We start from the raw sequence: 17,401 nt of genomic DNA on the forward strand, positions 1-17,401 counted from the left end.
TAATAGTTACCTTATTACTTCGATAAACAGGGGGTGAAAACCTTCAGTTGTATAATTATTCCGCTGTAGAAAAAAAACCGCCAGGGAGAAAAAATCACCCTGACGGTCTATTAATGTTCCGTAGATTGCCTTACGACCAATTCCCCTGAAAACAAAGGACGCTGCGCTGCCTTTCCTTCAATGGTATCCAGCAGCAGCTTCATAGCGGCTTCGCCCAGTTGCGGACGGGGATAATGGATGGCCGTTAGCGGCGGGTCGGTTTGCGAGGACATTAGAATATCCTCGCAACCTGCCAACGCCAGCTGCCCCGGCACCCCGACACCCGCTTTGCGGCAAGCGGCGAGACAGCCCGCGGCCATCAAATCATTGGCGCAGACCAATGCGGTAAAGCCAACCGTACGGCTGCTCAAAACGGAATAAAGCGTTCGCTCGGCCGTCTCGAACCTGCCGCCGCCAACCAATAAATCCTCCGCATGCCACGTACAGCCTGCTGCCTCCAACGCATGAATGAACGCCTGCAGTCTGACTTCATAATGGTGCATGACTTCTCCGCTGCCCATGAAGCCAATTCGCGTATGGCCTTGCTGCTGCAAATGACGGACCAATGCGACCATCTCAGCTTCCCAGTCCACATCCAAATAAGGGATACTCAGTTCCGGTCCAGCCGGCTTCAAAACCGATGCAATCGGAATATCCAGCGATTGAAAATGCTTCACAACTTGCTGTTTCAGCGATTGTCCGAGCAACAGGATCCCGTCCACTCTGCCCATAAACAGGCTCTTGAGCTGTTCTTCTTCCTCTTCGCTGTAGGTTTGGAAGAAAACAAAGTATCCTCTGGCTTTCGCGTGATGTTCAATGCTTATCAATAGCCCCGCCTCGAAAGGGTTCCCGAGATAGTTGATCAGCACGGCAATTTGGTTTGTTTTTTTCGTTTTCAAGCTTCGAGCCAGCTGATTAGGTTGATAGCCAAGCTCGCGAATAGCTTCCAGCACTTTCTGCCTCGTCTCTTCCTTCACAATCTCCCGATTATTCAATACGTAGGAGACGACCGCAGAGGAAACTCCCGCGCGGTCGGCAACATCTTTTCTGCTTACCATATGCTTCCACCCAAACCAGATTTCGAATCAAATACCGAACGTATTGCCGCCGTTAACCGAGAGACACTGTCCTGTAATAAAAGCAGACTCCGGAGATGCTAAGAAAACGACGGCGTTGGCGATATCAGCCGGCTCTCCGACTCGCCCTAAAGGCACACCGGCACTGTAGCCTTCCGTGCTGATGCCTTCATGCCGCTCAACGGGAATCCACCCGGGAGCGATCAAATTCACCCGAATGCCATGAGGTCCCAGCTCACTGGCCCATGATCGCGTCATGCCTACCATGGAGGATTTAGCCGTCACATAGCTGGAGAAATTCGCATTGCCGATTTGTACGACTTCGCTGCCGATATGAATGATGCTTCCTTCTCCACCACGCTTCATGCCCGGGAGCACGGCCTTCGCCAGAAGCAAAGGAGCCTTCACAAAAAACTCTAACTGATCCAAGTAAGTTTGCCAAGTGCTCTCTTCGATCGATACCATGGGCTGAGGGCCGGTTGCGTTATTGACCAGAATATCAATGCTCCTGCCAAAGTGCCGCTCCACACGATCGATGAGCTCAGTTACTTCCGGCTCACTCGTAACATTTGCGCGAAATGCTGCGGCATGGCCCCCCGCATCCGTTATTCGGCGCACCGTCTCCTCCGCATCCTGATCGCTGTTTGCATAATTGACCGCTACACGGGCACCTGTCGCCGCAAGTGCAGCTGCAATATGACGACCCAGTCCGCGGGACGCTCCGGTCACCAGAGCGATCTTTCCTTCCAGTCTTGCCGACGCTATCAAGACGATCACCTCTTCCTGTGAGCTTACTTGTAGACACTATTTCCAGCATTCTGCCTATGCAGCTCCTTTAATGGTACCATAGACTCATGCGGAACATAAAATTTAAATGGATTCTCATCAATAACGCCTAATAATTGCTTCCGGTAAGGCGAAGCGTTCTCCAAAAGCTGCTCGGAAGCGGTAGTGTAGTCAATCGGTCTCATCCAGATAGGACTATAGCCCAGGAACAACTGGCGGCGTGTAAATTCGGACTTGTTTGGCGCACCGGCATGCCATAGGTTTTGCGGGAAAATGAACACATCGCCCGGCTTCCCGCAGACCTGCACTTCTCCCGGCACCTGGCCGCGGACATCCTGACTCTCCGGATGAAACGGCTTGTTGTGCGAGCCTGGGATAATTTTCGTATTGCCGCGGTCCGGCTGCGACATGTCGCTCAGAATGTAGCACGTTTTGATGTAATACGTAGAGGTAAGTCCGTTTTGTTGAGGAAACTGCGGATGCGGTCCGTCTTGATGCCAATTAATGAAGCTGTGCGACTCGGTCTTCACATCGTTCGGATTCGGCTTCCGAATTGTCAAATGCGAGATATGCAGCTGAATGTTATAGCCAAGCAAATTCACCATCAGCGGCAGCAGCGTCGGCTCATCGATCAGCGAGGCAATTTCATCGTCACGCTCTACGCTGTTATAAATGTTGTAAGCCAAAGATTCCGGTTCTTCCGCGACAATGCGGTCAATGGCGGCATTCAGCCGGTTAACCTTCTCTTCGGACAAAATACCCGGCAGAATTAAATAACCGTCCTCGTGAAATTGTTGCATCAATGCAGGAATATCCAAAGTTTGTTGAGTCATGGTAAATCGCTCCTTTTTAAAATAAGATTTAATGTCATTATATTGTCTGTATTTACACGTGTAAATAGTCATTTAAAAGGAGGGAAGGAAGCCCTTATCTCCTTCCTTCCGCTCATTTTACTTCAAATATCCGAGCTCTTTAATTCTTTTCTCCGCTGCGTCCAAGTAAGACTTATAATTCATCGAGCCTTCCAATGTTTTGAGGAAGTTGTCATAGTCGCTGAGCGGACGCTTGCCGTACAAGAATTTGGAGAATTCTTCTTCAATGTAGCGACTCGCGTCTGCGGCGTTATAGCCGCTCGGCATATCAACAAATCCGGCCAAGGCGTCAATGTGCGGCTGCTTGCTTGCGAATTCCATAAATTTAGCCTGCGGACCGAATTTCACAGCCAAATATTCCGTTTCCGGACGGCCGGCGAATTGATACAGCCAGAAATAACCACCCTCTTTGCCCATCAGATCCGTCGGAACAACTTTACTGCCATCGAGGTTATAGTGCTTGCCTTTCACCCCGTACTGCACCAACAAAGAACCATCCTTCGAGGAAACATAATTCAGCAAGTCGATGACCTTCTGCAGCTTCTCCGGATTTTTCTCAAGCGACTTCGGCACGGCATACATGCCTGCTGCCTTACCGATGTCATAGGCGCTCGCATATTTGCCGCCGGGACCTTTCAAGGCGTCGACCTGCACCCATTTTGCATTCGGATTCACCGCTTTCATTTGCTCGACAAACTGATCTTTCGTCATATTCGGCCAATCCAGGTAAACGATGCCTGCCTGCCCTTTTATCGCCTTTTGCTGATGCTGCAGGCCCGAGTTGGCCAAAATCTCAGGATCCACCGAACCGGAAGCAATCATTTTCTGTACAAAGGCGAGGGCATCCTTCATCCCGGGATCATACAGCGAGTTCACCATTTTATTGTCTTTCACGTAGATTGTCGGTACGCCGCCATCCATACCTACGCCATAGGCACCGAAAATGGTGTCAAACGCACCCAATTTACCGCCTGTGAGACCATACGTATCTTTTTTCCCATTGCCGTCCGGATCTTTCTCTGTGAACGCTTTCGAAACTTCCAGCATTTCTTCCGGTGTCGTAGGGACCTTGAGATTCAGCTTATCCAGCCAATCCTGACGAATCCAATACGTGTTGTAGGGAACCTGCGGTGACTTGGCAATGGCATACGTCTTGCCGTTCAGCATCCCTTTCTTCAAGCTGTCTTCTCCAATAAAATCTTTTACCGTCTTAAGCTTATCCAAATAGGGCGTGAGATCAAGCAATAGGCCTTGATCCGCAAATTGCTTTAATTGCTGACGGTCTACGGCAAATAGATCCGGGAAGTTCGCAGATGACATGCGCACGTTTAACTGATTTTTGTAATCATCGTTCGATGCATACACGGTTAGATTGAGATCCGTGCCCAGCGCCTTATCCAGCTCTTGCTTAATAATGTCCTGATCAGGAGAAGGAAGACCGCTGCCCGTTTCGATAATGTCAAGCTTGACCGGTTTGGAGCCGGCCGCCGGTTTGCCGCTCTCCGCAGCTTTATCGGCAGGCTTATTCGCAGCAGGTGCTCCCCCGCAGCCGGCAATGAGCGTTCCTCCGGCGAAAGTCATGGCGAGAAGAATTGGCACGAGCAATTTCTTTTTCATAGATACCCCTTCTTTCTTTTAAAAAATAAAGTTGCTTCTATTGTCGCCGTAGCGGAACGAACCAGGCTGCAGTCCCGATCCATTCAACGAACGGGATCAACCTTTGACGGAGCCCATCAGCATTCCTTTGGTGAAATGCTTTTGAATGAACGGATACACGAGAATGATCGGCAAGCTTGCAGCGACAACTGACGCCATTTGCATCGTTTCGGTAGGAAGCATATTTTCGGCATTTTCCAGCGGTTGCTGGGTCAGCATCAAAATTTCGCGAATAACAACCTGCAAAGGAAACAAATTGCGGTCCGTTACATACATAATCGCTTGGAAAAATTCGTTCCAGTGACCGACCATGTAGAACAACCCTATTGTAAGCATAGACGGAACAGAGAGCGGCAATACTATTTGCCATAAAATCCGGAATTCCTTCGCTCCATCCATCCGGGCCGATTCAAACAACTCTTCAGGCAGACTTTCAAAAAAGCTTTTCATAATCAAAATATTAAAGCTCCAAATCGCATTCGGTAAAATCATCGACCAGACGGAATCCAAAAGTCCCAAGGATTTCACAACCAAATAGGTCGGAATAAGTCCCCCGCTGAACAGCATCGTAAAGACGACCATCAAGAGGAAGTAGCTTCTGCCCGGGAGATTGCGCCGGCTAAGCGGATAAGCCATCAAGGAAGTCAATATCAGGTTCACAATCGTACCGACGACGGTGATGAAGATCGTCACCCAGAAAGCTTTTGGAATATTCGTTTCGGTGAAAAGCTTGTGATAAGCGCTAAAAGTGATGGACTTCGGGATGAGGATGAAGCCCCCGTTCTTCAGCACCTCGGAGAAAGGTGTGATGGACACGGCTACGACATACATGAGCGGTACGATGGCCGCCAGCGCAGCAAGCCCGAGAATGGCAACGACGATCGTATTCACGATCCGGTCCTCCCAGCCTCTTACCATATGCCATCACCCCACTTCTTAGATAAATGATTGGAACCGAGCACCAGCACGAGGCCGATCACCGATTTGAACAATCCTACGGCTGCCCCCAGAGAGAAGTTTAATTGCTGCAGTCCCGTCCGGAACACCCAGGTATCCAAAATATCCGCAACTTGATAAACTTGAATGTTATACAAAATATAAATTTGATCGAAGCCTGCATCCATAATATGACCCAGCTTTAAAATGAGCAGCAGCACAATGACATTCCGAATGCCAGGCAGTGTAATGTGCCAAATCATCCTTAGCCGGCTTGCGCCGTCCACGCGGGCTGCCTCGTACAACGTCGGATCGATCGCCGTCATCGCAGCCAAGTAGATGATCGCGCCCCAGCCGAGATCTTTCCAAACTTCCGAGCTTACCAGAATGGTCCGGAAATAATCCACCGATGTCATGAAGGGGATCGATTGTCCCCCGGCATCTTCGATGAAACGGTTAACAATGCCGGAGTTTTGCGAAAGAAGTGCGATTAAGATCCCGTAAATAATAACCCATGATAAGAAATGCGGCATGTACGTTAGCGTCTGTACGACGGTTTTGAACCAGCGCAGCCTGCACTCATTGAGCAGCAGCGCCATCACAATTGGCGGGGCCATGCCAAAGAGCAGCTTATATATGCTGATGACAAAAGTGTTGACCATGAGCTGTCCGAAATAGGGGGACTCAAAAAACGTTTGAAAATGCTTGTACCATGGATCAGCCCAACCACTGCCGAGAATGCCATCCAATATTTGAAAATCCTTAAACGCAATAATCACACCATACATCGGAATATAGCGGAAAATAACGAAATAAATGACGCCGGGCAAAAGCATGAGATAAAAAGCCCGGAAAGCCCAAACCTGCTTCGCAGATAATCTAATCTTCGATTCCCCTGCCTTGCTCCCCGCTTTTGTCTTCTGCCCAACGACGACTTGCTGTTCCATGAGACCACCTCTTTTCCATCTGATCACTCGCTTCCTAACGGGTTGAGTTAAGTATAGCAAGCGCTTTCTTTGGAAAATATACAGTGATCCTGCGAAAATGTCCGAATTTTTGCAAACGCTTTATTACATTTTTTCTGCAATTTCATGTTCAACAGCCGGAAGCTCGATGCGAATTAGCGTGCCGACATCCGGCAAAGAGTGAATGGACAGTCCATATTCCACTCCGAAATGGAGCCCGATTCGTTCGTGAACGTTCTTAAATCCGATTCCGGTGAATCTGTGTTTGCTCGGCGCTTGGTGCCGATCTCCAAACAGGCTGTTCACAACCTCCGGGGCCATCCCGAGCCCGTTGTCTCTGATCGTAACGATCAATTTTCCCTTCACGCACTTCGTCCGAATGCGGATCGTTCCCTCACGCTTGAGCGGAACAATGCCATGGAAAATCGCATTTTCCACAAGCGGCTGCAAAGTTAGCTTCAAAATTGTTTTAGATAGCGACTCAGCAGAGGCGTCGATCTCCATCGTGAATTTATCGCCGTATCGTACCTTCTGAATGTACGCGTACATGCGCAGTCCTTCCAGCTCGTCCGCCAAGGTGACGAATTCCGTGCTTTTATCAAAGCTGAATGACAACAAGCCAACAAGCGTCTTGATCGTTTCCCGAACCTCTTGAATTTTGTGCTGCTTGGCCAAAGAGCTAATGCAAGCGAGAGTGTTGTACAAAAAATGAGGGGCGATTTGACTCTGCAGCATTTTCAGCTCGAAATGCTTCTTGCGGCGTTCCGCTTCCTTCGTTTCCTGCAGCAGATGATGAATCCGCTCCATCATGGCGTTATAACTTCGCGTCAAACGGCCGATTTCATCATTTCCGGTGGCGTGGATCATGTGAAGCACTTCCACATCGCGAACCCGGTCCATCTTTGCAACCAATGTACGAACGGGCAGCGTAATATACCGGCTTATCATATAAGTGCTCGCTAAAACAAGGAATATCCAGAAAACGCCCGCTGTGCTGAAATTTCTATACAAGCTGCGAATATTTTGATAGAAAAAGCTATTCTCATAGAAGGCGATAAAATACCAGCCAAGCTTGTTCATCCCCGACTTCACAGCAACCAGATCGCCTTGCGGGCCTCCTATTTCCGAAGCTCCCTGCGGAAGTTCCGACACTTTGTCCACAAAGCTTGCATCCAGCTCCGGCGGGAACACAGACATGTTGTAAGGGAGTAGCCGGTATGAGTTCAGAGGGAGTGTGGCATCAAAGGCATGGACAACATTCTTTTTATTGGTGATGATCGCGAAAGTTTGATTTTTCGTATTCATGAATTGAGCGATCAGATTCGTTAATTGAACGAGATCAATCTCTACGACAGCGATCCCTTTTAAGGAATTCGTCGAAGTGGATTGGATTGGCAGCACGAAGGCGACTGTTTTACCCGACATTGGGGATTGATAAGGCTCGGTAATAAACATCCCGTAGGTTTGCTTGGCTTTCGTAAGCAGCATGGGAATATGCGGGTTGCCGACGATTTCAAAAGTCGTTTGCGAATTGGAAATGATGTGGCCATCTTCTTCCCGAACCAAATAGAGCGACTTATACAGCGTGCTGTTCATATTGGCATAAGAGCGCAGAACGTCCGCTGCTTCCTTCTCCTTGCCTGCGTTCAACAGGTCTTCACGGGTAGAGATGAGCATAAGAATATTTTGCACATTATCCAAATAAGCATTCATGTACAGATTGGTCCGGTCAATGATAATTTGGGCGTCCGAAACGACCTGCTTGCGGAACAAATCCTCCGCTTCCCGCAAGTTGATCCAGCCAAGCCCCCCTAACAGCAGCAGCGTCCCCAGGGACAAAAAAAGAAAATGTTTGGCCACCATGCTCCAACTGCCAAACCATGAGATAAGCGCTTTCATTTTGTCATCAGCCCTTTTTATAATCGGTTGGCGCTACTCCGGTCCAATTCCGGAAAAGCTGCGAGAAATAACGGTAACTCGGAATACCTACCTGTTCGGCGACTTCGTACACTTTAAGCTGCGTGTTTTGCAGCAGCTGCATAGCCTTTTCCATGCGCAGCCGGGTCACGTAATCATTGAACGATTCCCCGGTCTCTTCCCGGAACAGACGGCTGAGGTAGTACGAGCTCAGCCCAACCTCATCCGCAACGGAGGTCAGCGTAATCGGCTCACCCAGCTTCGTCTCTACGATCTTTTGAGCTTGATGGACTTCTTTTCGAATCTTCCGTTCGTCCGGCGTTCCTGACTTAGGCGGATTGGATAATTCCCGGCGCGTCCGCTCCTGTTCATAATCTCTTAGATCGATTTCACGCCGGATCGCCGCTCTCGCCTTTTCAACGGCTGTCTTCATATCCCCTTCGTCAAACGAAAGCTTCGTAAAATAGTCCAAGGCCCCCAGCTTCAGCGCTTCTTGCGCATAATGAAAATCGCTGTGACAGGTTAACAGCACGAATTGGATGAGCGGAAATCTTTTTTTAACCCTGCGAAACAATTCCAATCCATCCATGACCGGCATCGTAATATCCGAGATAACCAGATCCGGTTCCAAGGTTTCGCATAGCTCGAGCGCCTCTTCCCCATTCTCCGCTTCTCCGACCAGCTCAGCTCCGAACGAAGCCCATGGCATGGATCGGAGCTCTTGTCGTAACGGCAATTCATCGTCAATGATCAGCACGTTTATCGGTGTTATGGACATGTCGACCTCCGCCTTTCAGTAAAATCCCTTACACTATTATGACAATGATAGCAGTAATTATGTGCAAAATCACCCCTTGGGCGTGGCTTGTAGGGCAAGTGGGAACTACGATCCTTTATTTTTTTAAAAATGAGCATTCTTGCCGCTCGAAGGGCACTACGATCCTCTATTTTAACATTTCAACGCATAAATGTATGAAATAGGGAAAATTAGACCCTACAGGTTCCTCTACACCTTGAAATTAGCCTGTTTCCTCCAAATAGCGCCCTGTAGTTCTCTTTGTACAAAAATCGAAAGTGCAGCACAACGAAAAAAAGAGCTATCCTCAAACAGAACATACTGTTTGAAGATCAGCCCTTATGATTATGGTTCGTTGACGTCTATTAATCCTACTAGTCTCATGCTAGTCTCATGCTAGTCTCGTGCTGGTCTCGTACTAGGTTTCATGCTCGTTCCGTCACACCCTCTGAAGCGCATCCTTCAGCCTGGCCGTCACTTCTGGATACTCCGCCGCCACATTTCGGTTCTCCCACGGGTCGCTTTGCACATGGTACAATCGGTCCCCCCGGTCTCGCTCGACAATGAGCTTCCATTCCCCGTCGCAAGCCATCCGCCAGGAACTCGGATGCTGCGGGCCATCGTCCAAGCCGGATATCTGCACCTCGCGCAAAGGGCTCTTAGCCTCCCCTCGCAGCACGCTTTTCAAAGAAATCGAATCCTCCGCTTCTTCCATCGAAAGATCCGCCAGATCCAGAATGGTGCTTGCCAAATCCTGCAATTCAACAAGCGCATCGCTGTACTGTCCTTTCCGGATGCTAGGACCGCTAATGACCAGCGGAATGTGTACGGAACCGCGCTCCGGCTTGCATTTGCCGAACTGATCGAAATCCCCGAGCATATCCCCATGATCCGATGCGTAAATGATCACGGTATTGTCCAAGTCGCCTCTGCGTTTTACGGCATCTAGAAGCAGACCGATATTTCGGTCGATGTTTGCCAGCATGGCGGCATAATTTTGCCGAATCCGGTTCCACGTTTCTTCCGCAACGCTGCTGCTGTTCGGCTCTGTGAATGAAACGTGCTCCCACTCGGCTTTCATCCGGTGGGTAATGTCCCACGGTTCATGCGGACCGACGAAGTTAACCATGAGAAACCACGGCTGATCTGCGGGAAACGCCTCCAGCAGTTGAAGGCCGTTTCGCGTCAGCCAATTATCGCAATAGGCCTCATCCGGCAGATCCGTAGCATCCGTGCGCTGACCGCGATCTGTCATATCCTTCAAGTGAATATCCGCCAAGCCTTCCTTGTACAGATAGCTCATATAAGGGTCCTTCGGAGACTCTTTGCCCGAAATGATCGCATCGATTTTGCCCGCGTTATCGATCGCATCTGTATAACCGAGCTGGCTTAGTTCATCAATCCAGCCTTCCAGCCCCCACCAATGGGTGGCTTTGTGCAGGTCGAACTTGCCTACGCCGCCGACACGGTAGCCGTTATCCTTTAATTCGGAATAGAACGTTTTCCGAGACAGGGAATAGTTCTCATGATTGCCGGCCACCTCCGGCTTGTTATACCGCAGTCCCGATGCCAGACAGGCCCTTGCCGGCGCACACAACGGAGAAGACGTCACCGCCTTCGTAAAGGTGACGCCCTGCTTCATCAAAGCTTCGATATGGGGCATACGCAGCGGCAGTGCCTCCATGCCCAAATCAGCCAAAGCGGCAGGCGCATAAGGCATCCAATCTCCCCGGTGCGTGTCCGGAAACAGAAACAGAATATTAGGACGGCTCATCCTTTTTCCCCCTTTCATGAAGAATCGGATCTTCGACGCTTTGCTGCCACGCTAACAGCTCATGTTCCATTCGCTGCAGCTGTTCCAGCATTGCAGGATCCGACGCCAGATCGCAGGTTTCCCCTGGATCGTTATATAAATCGAACAGCTGCGTCCGGTTCGTACCCGCTTCTCCGCTGCGGAAATAGCGGATTAGTTTCCAGCGTCCGTCGCTTACCATGCGCTGAACATTTTTATAGGCGGCAAATACGTTCTTCCTTGCAGCCATGGCCTCGCCGGAAATCATTCGCACCATGCTCTTGCCCTCAACCGTTCGCGGCACCGGCGTTCCGGTCAGTTCGCACAAGGTCGGAAATATATCGATCTGACAGCCAAGCCCGCTCACTTCCCTGCCTTTCGGCAAGCCGGGGCCTTGCATAATAAGCGGGATATGAAGGCTGTGTTCATATAAGCTTTGCTTGCCCATAAGCCCATGCTGCCCCAAAGCGATGCCATGATCCGCCGTATACACGATAATCGTCTGCTCTCGCTGATTCGTCGCCTCCAAAGCTTGCACAATGCGGCCAATTTGCTCATCCATATGCGTGATCATGCTGTAATACTCAGCCAAATGCCGGCGAATTTCTTCGGGCTTGCGCGGAAAGGAAGCCAAATGCTCGTCACGCACATGCAATTCGCCATTGTCGAAGGGATGCTCCGGCATGAAATTGCCGGGAAGCGGCATATCCTCTCTCGGATACCGGTCTAAATACGCTTGAGGCGGAGTCCTAGGATCGTGCGGCGCCGTAAACGCAACATACAATACGAACGGCTCCTCTTCCTGATACTGCTCGATGAAATCGACAGCTGCCTCTGCAAAAAGCTCCGTAGAAAACTTTTCGCTCGTGGCGGCTTGATCCGGATCATAAATCCCTTTGGGGTCATAGTCATGTATGGGCAGCCCAATGTGCTCTCCCATGCCGCCAAAGAAAATGTTCGCTCCGTCCGAGAAGCACCTCGCAAAGCTCCCTTTGCCATTGTGCCACTTGCCGGTGCCGAATGTCCGGTACCCCTCCCTTCGGTACACCTCAGGCCATGTGGGACAGGAAGGGTTAATCGCCCACAGCTGCGGATTTTCCGTCTCTTCCAGACTAACTTCTTCCTCCGTCACCGTCGCGCGAAAAACATTCGTCCCCGTCAAGAGACAGGCGCGACTGGGCACACAGAGTGCAGCGGTCTGTCCCCCCATCGTGTAGATGGAGGCAAATTTAACGCCTTCAGCCACCAGCCCGTCCAGAACAGGTGTTTGCACGATCTGATTTCCATAAGCGCCAATCCCGTCGAATCGATGATCGTCCGCAATTATAAATACGAGATTCGGCTTCTTGCCCCGAGCTTCGTGTTCTCTCATGTTAACCTCCAGAATCCGGCTTTTATTTGATGGCGCCGCTCGTCAAACCGCGCTGCATGTACTTTTGACCGAAAATATACAAAATCACAACCGGTATCGTAATCAGTACAAGCGCTGCGAACACTTTATGGTAATCGGAGGTATATTCTTTTATGAAAAATTTGGGAGCCATGGTCACGGTCAGCATCGTTTCCTTGCTAATGAAAACAAGCGGCAGCACGTACTGGTTCCACGAATTCAGGAAAGCCAAGATGCCAATGGTCGTCAGCACCGGGATGGCTAAAGGCAGCATCACATGCACAAATCTTCCCCAGGCATTCGAACCGTCAATCTCCGCTGCTTCCAAAAGCTCGCCAGGCACCTCGTCGAAGGCATTACGGGCCAGAAGCAATGAAAAAGGAATGCTCATCGCGACCTCCGGACCGATTAAAGACAGATACGTATTCATCCAATGAAACGATTTGATCGTTTGAAACAAAGGGACGAGCATCGCCACGGGAGGGATCATCAGACCGATCAAACAGATCGCAAAGACAGCGGAATCTCCGGGAAATCTCAGCTTGCTAAAGCCAAACGCCGCTAAAGAAACAACGATAAGCAGCAGCAGAACTACTGAAGCCGACACAATAAAGCTGTTGATCAGAAAATGCGGAAACAGTTCCAGACTTACGACAGCCTGATAATTTCCCCACCCTTCGCCCTCAAACGAGTACATCACCAGATAAACCATGGGAATCACCCAGACAGCTCCCAAGATGAGGAGGAGAACATTCATCGTGATTTTCTCAGACAGTTGCATGCGACCGAACATCTTGTTTACCTCCTCACCTTGTTATAAACGCGCAGTTGGAACGCCGTATAGCCGAAGGCGATGAGCAGCAGAACAACAGAGACCGCTCCGCTGTATCCCGTTTTATATTTGAGCAGAGACTCCCGGAATAAGAAAGTAGAGATAAGTTCCGTCTCTCCTCCCGGACCGCCTTCTGTCATAATCCAAATCAGGTCGAACACTTTGAGCGCATGAATAATGCCCAGAATGAGCAAGGTGATGTGCGTACCGCTAAGCATCGGGAAAATAATATGGCGAAACTGCCTCATCACCCCGGCGCCATCGATTTTTGCCGCTTCGAATATTTCCTGGTCAATAGTTAACAAACTGGTGTAGTAAATCAACATGTAAAATCCGGTGTTGGCAAAAATGTAAACGGCAGCAATCGCATTCAGCGCCGAAGCTGGCTCGGACAGCCAGGAATGCGTCCAGCTTTCCAACCCGGTAAACCGCAGCATCGTATTGAGCAAGCCGAAATTCGGCTCATAAATGCCGGCGAAAGTCGTGCCTACGGTGACAACCGCAATGACATGCGGCAAAAAGAAGATCGATTTAAACAGGCCCTCTGCTCCCCAAACGCCGTTCAGCAGGGTGGCAAGCAGGAGTCCAAGCGCCATCGACAGCGGAATGGTCATCACCAGAAAATAGAACGTATTGCCAAGCGCCTGATAGAAATTAGGATCATGAAACAGATTCACATAATTGTCGAGACCGATAAACACTTTGCTTCCAATGCCCGACCATTCAAAGAAACCGATGTAGATATTATAAAAAATGCCAAAAAACGTGAACACCGAGACAAAAACAAGCAATGGCAGAGCGAAGTACAATCCGGTGAAACGTCCTCGTTTTTTCTTTTTCGATTTGGCTGCTGCAGGTTTCGTTGTCGATAGCCCGATATCCACTTGGCTCCTCCTCACAACCGTCACGGGTGGAGGAACCTCAGCTAATGATGACCGAGGTTCCCGTCTTCGTGAACGTAAGCTTAATTAATGAAACGAAATGTAGTCCAAATGAGCGAAATAATTATTCGAATTCGCATTTTTCGTATGCTTCACGACTAATTTAATCGTATGATTGCCGGCTGCCAAATCCTGCTTATCCAAAGCCAGCACCTTATTTTGCTGCGAGGCCGCATAGGAGTCGAATGTCGTTTGCAGCACGCCGTCTACGTAAATATCGAATTTGCCTCCGCCTGCTCCTTTTTGGGTATACAGCTTAACGCCCGTTCCGTTAAAAGCGTACTCGGCATACGCATCCTGCGTGGAGCTGTAAGAAATCGTGCCGTCATAACTGGTCGCCCGGGAAATATGATTCCAAGCGCCGCTATAGGTGATGGCTGCATTCGTATCATCGACAATCGTATCCGTTTGGGTTTGCACCGGAGTTCCCAAGTACTCGAACAAATCCAGATTGACGTTGGTGCCGCTAGAATTGGGATTCTTGGTGCCGGTGGCGACCATTTTGATTGTGTGCGTGGCGTTCGTGAGCGACGTTGTTTCGTAAGCCGTTACATCAAAGACCGGCGATGACGCATAGGAATCATAGGTCGCTACTTTATTGCCATCGATATAAACATCAAAGATGCCTGTCGATGAATTCTTTTTCGTAATGAGCCTGATGCCCGTGCCTGTAAATGTGTATTCGGCCGAAGCACCGGCTTGCCCCGTGTTCCGATCCGTGCTTTTGAAATAGCTGGAGTTGCTTTGATCAGCCCAGGTGCCGGTGTATGTAATGAGCGGACTTCTGTCATCGGTTTGTCTCCAGCGCGGAATCTGCCCGATGCTATGCATCAAGTCGAGCCCTGCTTGAGAGATTTTCCCATTAGGACCTGGAGGAACGCTGACTGCAAATGAAGCATACCGCTTGTTGTAGTAATGCACCTTGTTCGCTGTATACGCTGCGCTGCTCCACGGCGCCGTCGGCGCTTCATTATTCTTATAGGACCAATAGTCCGTATACAGGGTCCAAGCTTCTTCCCAAGGCGTGCTATTGCCAACCGGCGGGTCCCCGTTCACTAATTCGGTCACATGCACATCGGAATCGGCCGCTTTATTATCATCATGGAAAAAGACGAGCGTGTCCGGCTGTATCGACTTCACATGGGCTTCCAACTGCGCTGCTTGGCTGTTATTGATGGCTTTGGCATGATCGAACCATACCGCAATTACTTCCCCGTAATTCGTCAGCAGCTCGGTCAGTTCATTTTTTGCAAAATCGATGTACGCGCTGTTCCCCATGACACCATTCGGAAAATGGTACCTGTCATCCGCATTAAAATAGATGGCGAACTTCAAACCGTACGTCGCGCAGGCATCGGAAATCGCTTTGACGATATCGAGGTTCGGCGCAGAGCTCGTCGCTATATCGTAGGTCGTATACGCGCTATCCCAAGCCGCCCAGCCGTACCGGTGTTTGGCCACCGCAATCACGTAGTCCATACCGGCGTCTTTCGCTGCGGCTACCCATTGATTCGCATCAAAATCCGTCGGCGCAAAAAGCGTAGAAGGAAAGTTTTGCGGGTTCCCTTCGCCGCCGGCCGTACCGGTGTATGTGTTTAGTCCATAGTGAGGGAAGAAGCCAAAACCTAATTGTACATATTCATCCGGCGTTATCGCGCCAGCGCTGGCGGGAAAGGCCGAAACGGACAGCACCGACGCCACGAGCAAGCTGCTCACGGCTAACATCGCTTTCTTTTTCACGGTCATCTCCTCCTTCCGATTAGCGTTTCACGGCATCCGAAGCTTTCTGTACCTCGGCCATCGCTTGCTCCGGGGTAGCCGCTCCAGTCGCCACTTTTTGCAAATTAGCAAAAATCGCCTGTTCGATGGAGGCATTGTCCAAGAAGCGGATACCTCCTGCTTGTTTCGTAAGTGCGTTCAGAACCACATCAACCGATTGCTTCTCAATATCCGTTTTGAGATTGGATTTATCCATGGACAGCCCTTCTTTCACGGGAAGGAACTGCAGCGCCTTGCTCAGAATCGTCTGGTACTCGCCCGTAGCCATGAATTCCACGAATCTCCAGGCAGCCTCTTTATGCTTCGAATCTTTACTAATACCGAGCGGTACATCGCCGTTAATGAGGACACTTGTTTGACCGCCGGCAATCGTCGGCATAGGCACGAGTCCGAAGGTGCGGTCGCCAATTTTCAAGCCATCCTTGTTCGCTACGTCGGTCATAATCCATGCGCCTACAAGAATCATTGGAAGCTGTCTCTTTTGCTCATACATATCGCGAAGATCCGGATCGAATTTGGTCGTCAGGTTGCCGTCTTGGAAGAGATGATCCGTGTAAAATTGCTTGAAAGCATTCGTCGCCTGAATGAACGCCGGATCGGTAAACTTCGCTTTCCCCGCATCCGCTTCGTATAATTTACCCGGCGCAATTTGGTTGACGAGGGTATAGAAGACGTCCGTTACGGTTGCGCTTTTGCCACCTGCAAACCCTAAACGCGGCACAATGCCAGGCAATTTGGCGTCCTCAAATTTTTTCACGACTTGTTTCAGTTCGTCATACGTCTTAGGCGGCTCTGCGCCTACTTTCTTGAACAAATCTACATCATAAGAAAGGAACGGCGTAACCGCGACCCCTGTCGGTATCGTCTTATAATCGTTTTTCTTGGACGATTCCAACGGCGTAGATTTGAACAGCTTCTGCCAATCTTTCCCTAGCGATTTCTCCGCCAATGGCGCTAACGGCTCAAGTACAGGCGAATAGTTTTTGATCATCGGACCGTTGGAAAACGCCATGACATCCGGAACCTCGCCACCTTGAATGGCAACTTGGATCTTCTTGTCGTAGTCAGCCGATGGCGTACGAACATAATTCACTTTGATTTTTGGGTATTTCTCATTAAAAGCTTTGATTAAGGTTTGCCAAACGTTATCTTCCGGGGACCAGGACCAGAACGAGATTTCACCTGCGATCTCTTCCGGCTTTTGTGTGGCAGGGGCTGCTTTGGTATCGCTGGCTGGGGTTGCTGTGGTGCTTTTTGTCTGAGAGGAGCATGCGGACAAGAGAAGCAGGCCTATCAGCAAATAACTCATGAGTCTCATTCTTTTCATAAACAGAACACTCCCTTTGAACTTATTTAGTATAAACGTAATACCAAGTAATTAACTCGGCTTAGTTGATATTAATTTAATGTCTATTTGGGAATCTGTCAACAATGAGTTTTTTACCCTTTTGAAAAATCCATCCCCCCCTTATTTTAGCCGACACAGTGCATTTTAAATTATAAAACGCTTTCAAACCCTTTGTATTTAGTATATAACTTATACTAAATAAATGCACGGTAATTTAGGGTTTCTCCCAATATTTTTTTTGACATGAAGGATTATTTTGTATATCATTCATACTAA

At 49.5% G+C, this 17,401-nt stretch carries 14 protein-coding genes; all 14 read right to left on the bottom strand.

Features of this window, described 5'->3' with window-relative positions:
• Positions 1-110: 110 nt before the first annotated feature.
• The gene (locus AC3WRW_RS07555) at positions 111-1,097 is read right to left on the bottom strand and encodes a LacI family DNA-binding transcriptional regulator (protein ID WP_492545734.1); all 987 of its coding nucleotides are present in this window, start codon (positions 1,095-1,097) and stop codon (positions 111-113) included.
• A 27-nt stretch (positions 1,098-1,124) separates the two neighbouring features.
• A complete protein-coding gene (locus AC3WRW_RS07560; protein WP_492545735.1) occupies positions 1,125-1,883 on the bottom strand; it encodes an SDR family oxidoreductase in 759 nt (252 codons plus the stop codon).
• Positions 1,884-1,906: 23 nt separating this feature from the next.
• On the bottom strand, positions 1,907-2,734 hold the full coding sequence (locus AC3WRW_RS07565; protein ID WP_492545736.1) for a phytanoyl-CoA dioxygenase family protein: 828 nt from the start codon (positions 2,732-2,734) through the stop codon (positions 1,907-1,909).
• A gap of 117 nt (positions 2,735-2,851) precedes the next feature.
• Positions 2,852-4,390 (bottom strand): extracellular solute-binding protein, encoded by a 1,539-nt coding sequence (locus AC3WRW_RS07570; protein WP_492545737.1) that lies wholly within the window; start codon positions 4,388-4,390, stop codon positions 2,852-2,854.
• A gap of 96 nt (positions 4,391-4,486) precedes the next feature.
• Positions 4,487-5,347 (bottom strand): carbohydrate ABC transporter permease, encoded by an 861-nt coding sequence (locus AC3WRW_RS07575; RefSeq protein ID WP_492545738.1) that lies wholly within the window; start codon positions 5,345-5,347, stop codon positions 4,487-4,489.
• Complete coding sequence (locus AC3WRW_RS07580) at positions 5,341-6,201, bottom strand: ABC transporter permease (RefSeq protein WP_492545894.1); 861 nt, start codon at positions 6,199-6,201, stop codon at positions 5,341-5,343. Before AC3WRW_RS07580 ends, AC3WRW_RS07575 begins: the two co-directional genes overlap by 7 nt.
• A gap of 234 nt (positions 6,202-6,435) precedes the next feature.
• The gene (locus AC3WRW_RS07585; RefSeq protein WP_492545739.1) at positions 6,436-8,229 is read right to left on the bottom strand and encodes a sensor histidine kinase; all 1,794 of its coding nucleotides are present in this window, start codon (positions 8,227-8,229) and stop codon (positions 6,436-6,438) included.
• Between the two features lie 7 nt (positions 8,230-8,236).
• Entirely contained in the window at positions 8,237-9,025 is a 789-nt protein-coding gene (locus AC3WRW_RS07590; RefSeq protein ID WP_492545740.1) for a response regulator transcription factor, read from the bottom strand.
• Positions 9,026-9,482: 457 nt separating this feature from the next.
• The gene (locus AC3WRW_RS07595) at positions 9,483-10,817 is read right to left on the bottom strand and encodes a sulfatase family protein (RefSeq protein ID WP_492545741.1); all 1,335 of its coding nucleotides are present in this window, start codon (positions 10,815-10,817) and stop codon (positions 9,483-9,485) included.
• Entirely contained in the window at positions 10,804-12,207 is a 1,404-nt protein-coding gene (locus AC3WRW_RS07600) for a sulfatase family protein (RefSeq protein ID WP_492545742.1), read from the bottom strand. The genes AC3WRW_RS07595 and AC3WRW_RS07600 overlap by 14 nt, the downstream gene beginning before the upstream one ends.
• Positions 12,208-12,229: 22 nt before the next feature.
• Positions 12,230-13,018 carry a carbohydrate ABC transporter permease gene (locus AC3WRW_RS07605; RefSeq protein ID WP_492545743.1) on the bottom strand — a complete coding sequence of 263 codons (789 nt, stop codon included), beginning with the start codon at positions 13,016-13,018 and terminating at the stop codon, positions 12,230-12,232.
• Between the two features lie 5 nt (positions 13,019-13,023).
• A complete protein-coding gene (locus AC3WRW_RS07610) occupies positions 13,024-13,941 on the bottom strand; it encodes a carbohydrate ABC transporter permease (protein ID WP_492545744.1) in 918 nt (305 codons plus the stop codon).
• 84 nt (positions 13,942-14,025) lie between these two features.
• On the bottom strand, positions 14,026-15,738 hold the full coding sequence (locus AC3WRW_RS07615; protein ID WP_492545745.1) for an alpha-L-fucosidase: 1,713 nt from the start codon (positions 15,736-15,738) through the stop codon (positions 14,026-14,028).
• Between the two features lie 19 nt (positions 15,739-15,757).
• Complete coding sequence (locus AC3WRW_RS07620) at positions 15,758-17,104, bottom strand: ABC transporter substrate-binding protein (RefSeq protein ID WP_492545746.1); 1,347 nt, start codon at positions 17,102-17,104, stop codon at positions 15,758-15,760.
• Between the last annotated feature and the right edge of the window lie 297 nt (positions 17,105-17,401).

The organism is Paenibacillus sp. FW126-R14, assembly GCF_058789495.1.

Bases quoted from the DNA above. Each gene is read 5' to 3' on its own strand.
- AC3WRW_RS07555 (WP_492545734.1), bottom strand. From the start codon at position 1,097: ATGGTAAGCAGAAAAGATGTTGCCGACCGCGCGGGAGTTTCCTCTGCG.
- AC3WRW_RS07565 (WP_492545736.1), bottom strand. From the start codon at position 2,734: ATGACTCAACAAACTTTGGATATTCCTGCATTGATGCAACAATTTCAC.
- AC3WRW_RS07570 (WP_492545737.1), bottom strand. From the start codon at position 4,390: ATGAAAAAGAAATTGCTCGTGCCAATTCTTCTCGCCATGACTTTCGCC.
- AC3WRW_RS07575 (WP_492545738.1), bottom strand. From the start codon at position 5,347: ATGGTAAGAGGCTGGGAGGACCGGATCGTGAATACGATCGTCGTTGCC.
- AC3WRW_RS07580 (WP_492545894.1), bottom strand. From the start codon at position 6,201: ATGCTTTTGCCCGGCGTCATTTATTTCGTTATTTTCCGCTATATTCCG.
- AC3WRW_RS07585 (WP_492545739.1), bottom strand. From the start codon at position 8,229: ATGAAAGCGCTTATCTCATGGTTTGGCAGTTGGAGCATGGTGGCCAAA.
- AC3WRW_RS07590 (WP_492545740.1), bottom strand. From the start codon at position 9,025: ATGTCCATAACACCGATAAACGTGCTGATCATTGACGATGAATTGCCG.
- AC3WRW_RS07595 (WP_492545741.1), bottom strand. From the start codon at position 10,817: ATGAGCCGTCCTAATATTCTGTTTCTGTTTCCGGACACGCACCGGGGA.
- AC3WRW_RS07600 (WP_492545742.1), bottom strand. From the start codon at position 12,207: ATGAGAGAACACGAAGCTCGGGGCAAGAAGCCGAATCTCGTATTTATA.
- AC3WRW_RS07605 (WP_492545743.1), bottom strand. From the start codon at position 13,018: ATGTTCGGTCGCATGCAACTGTCTGAGAAAATCACGATGAATGTTCTC.
- AC3WRW_RS07620 (WP_492545746.1), bottom strand. From the start codon at position 17,104: ATGAAAAGAATGAGACTCATGAGTTATTTGCTGATAGGCCTGCTTCTC.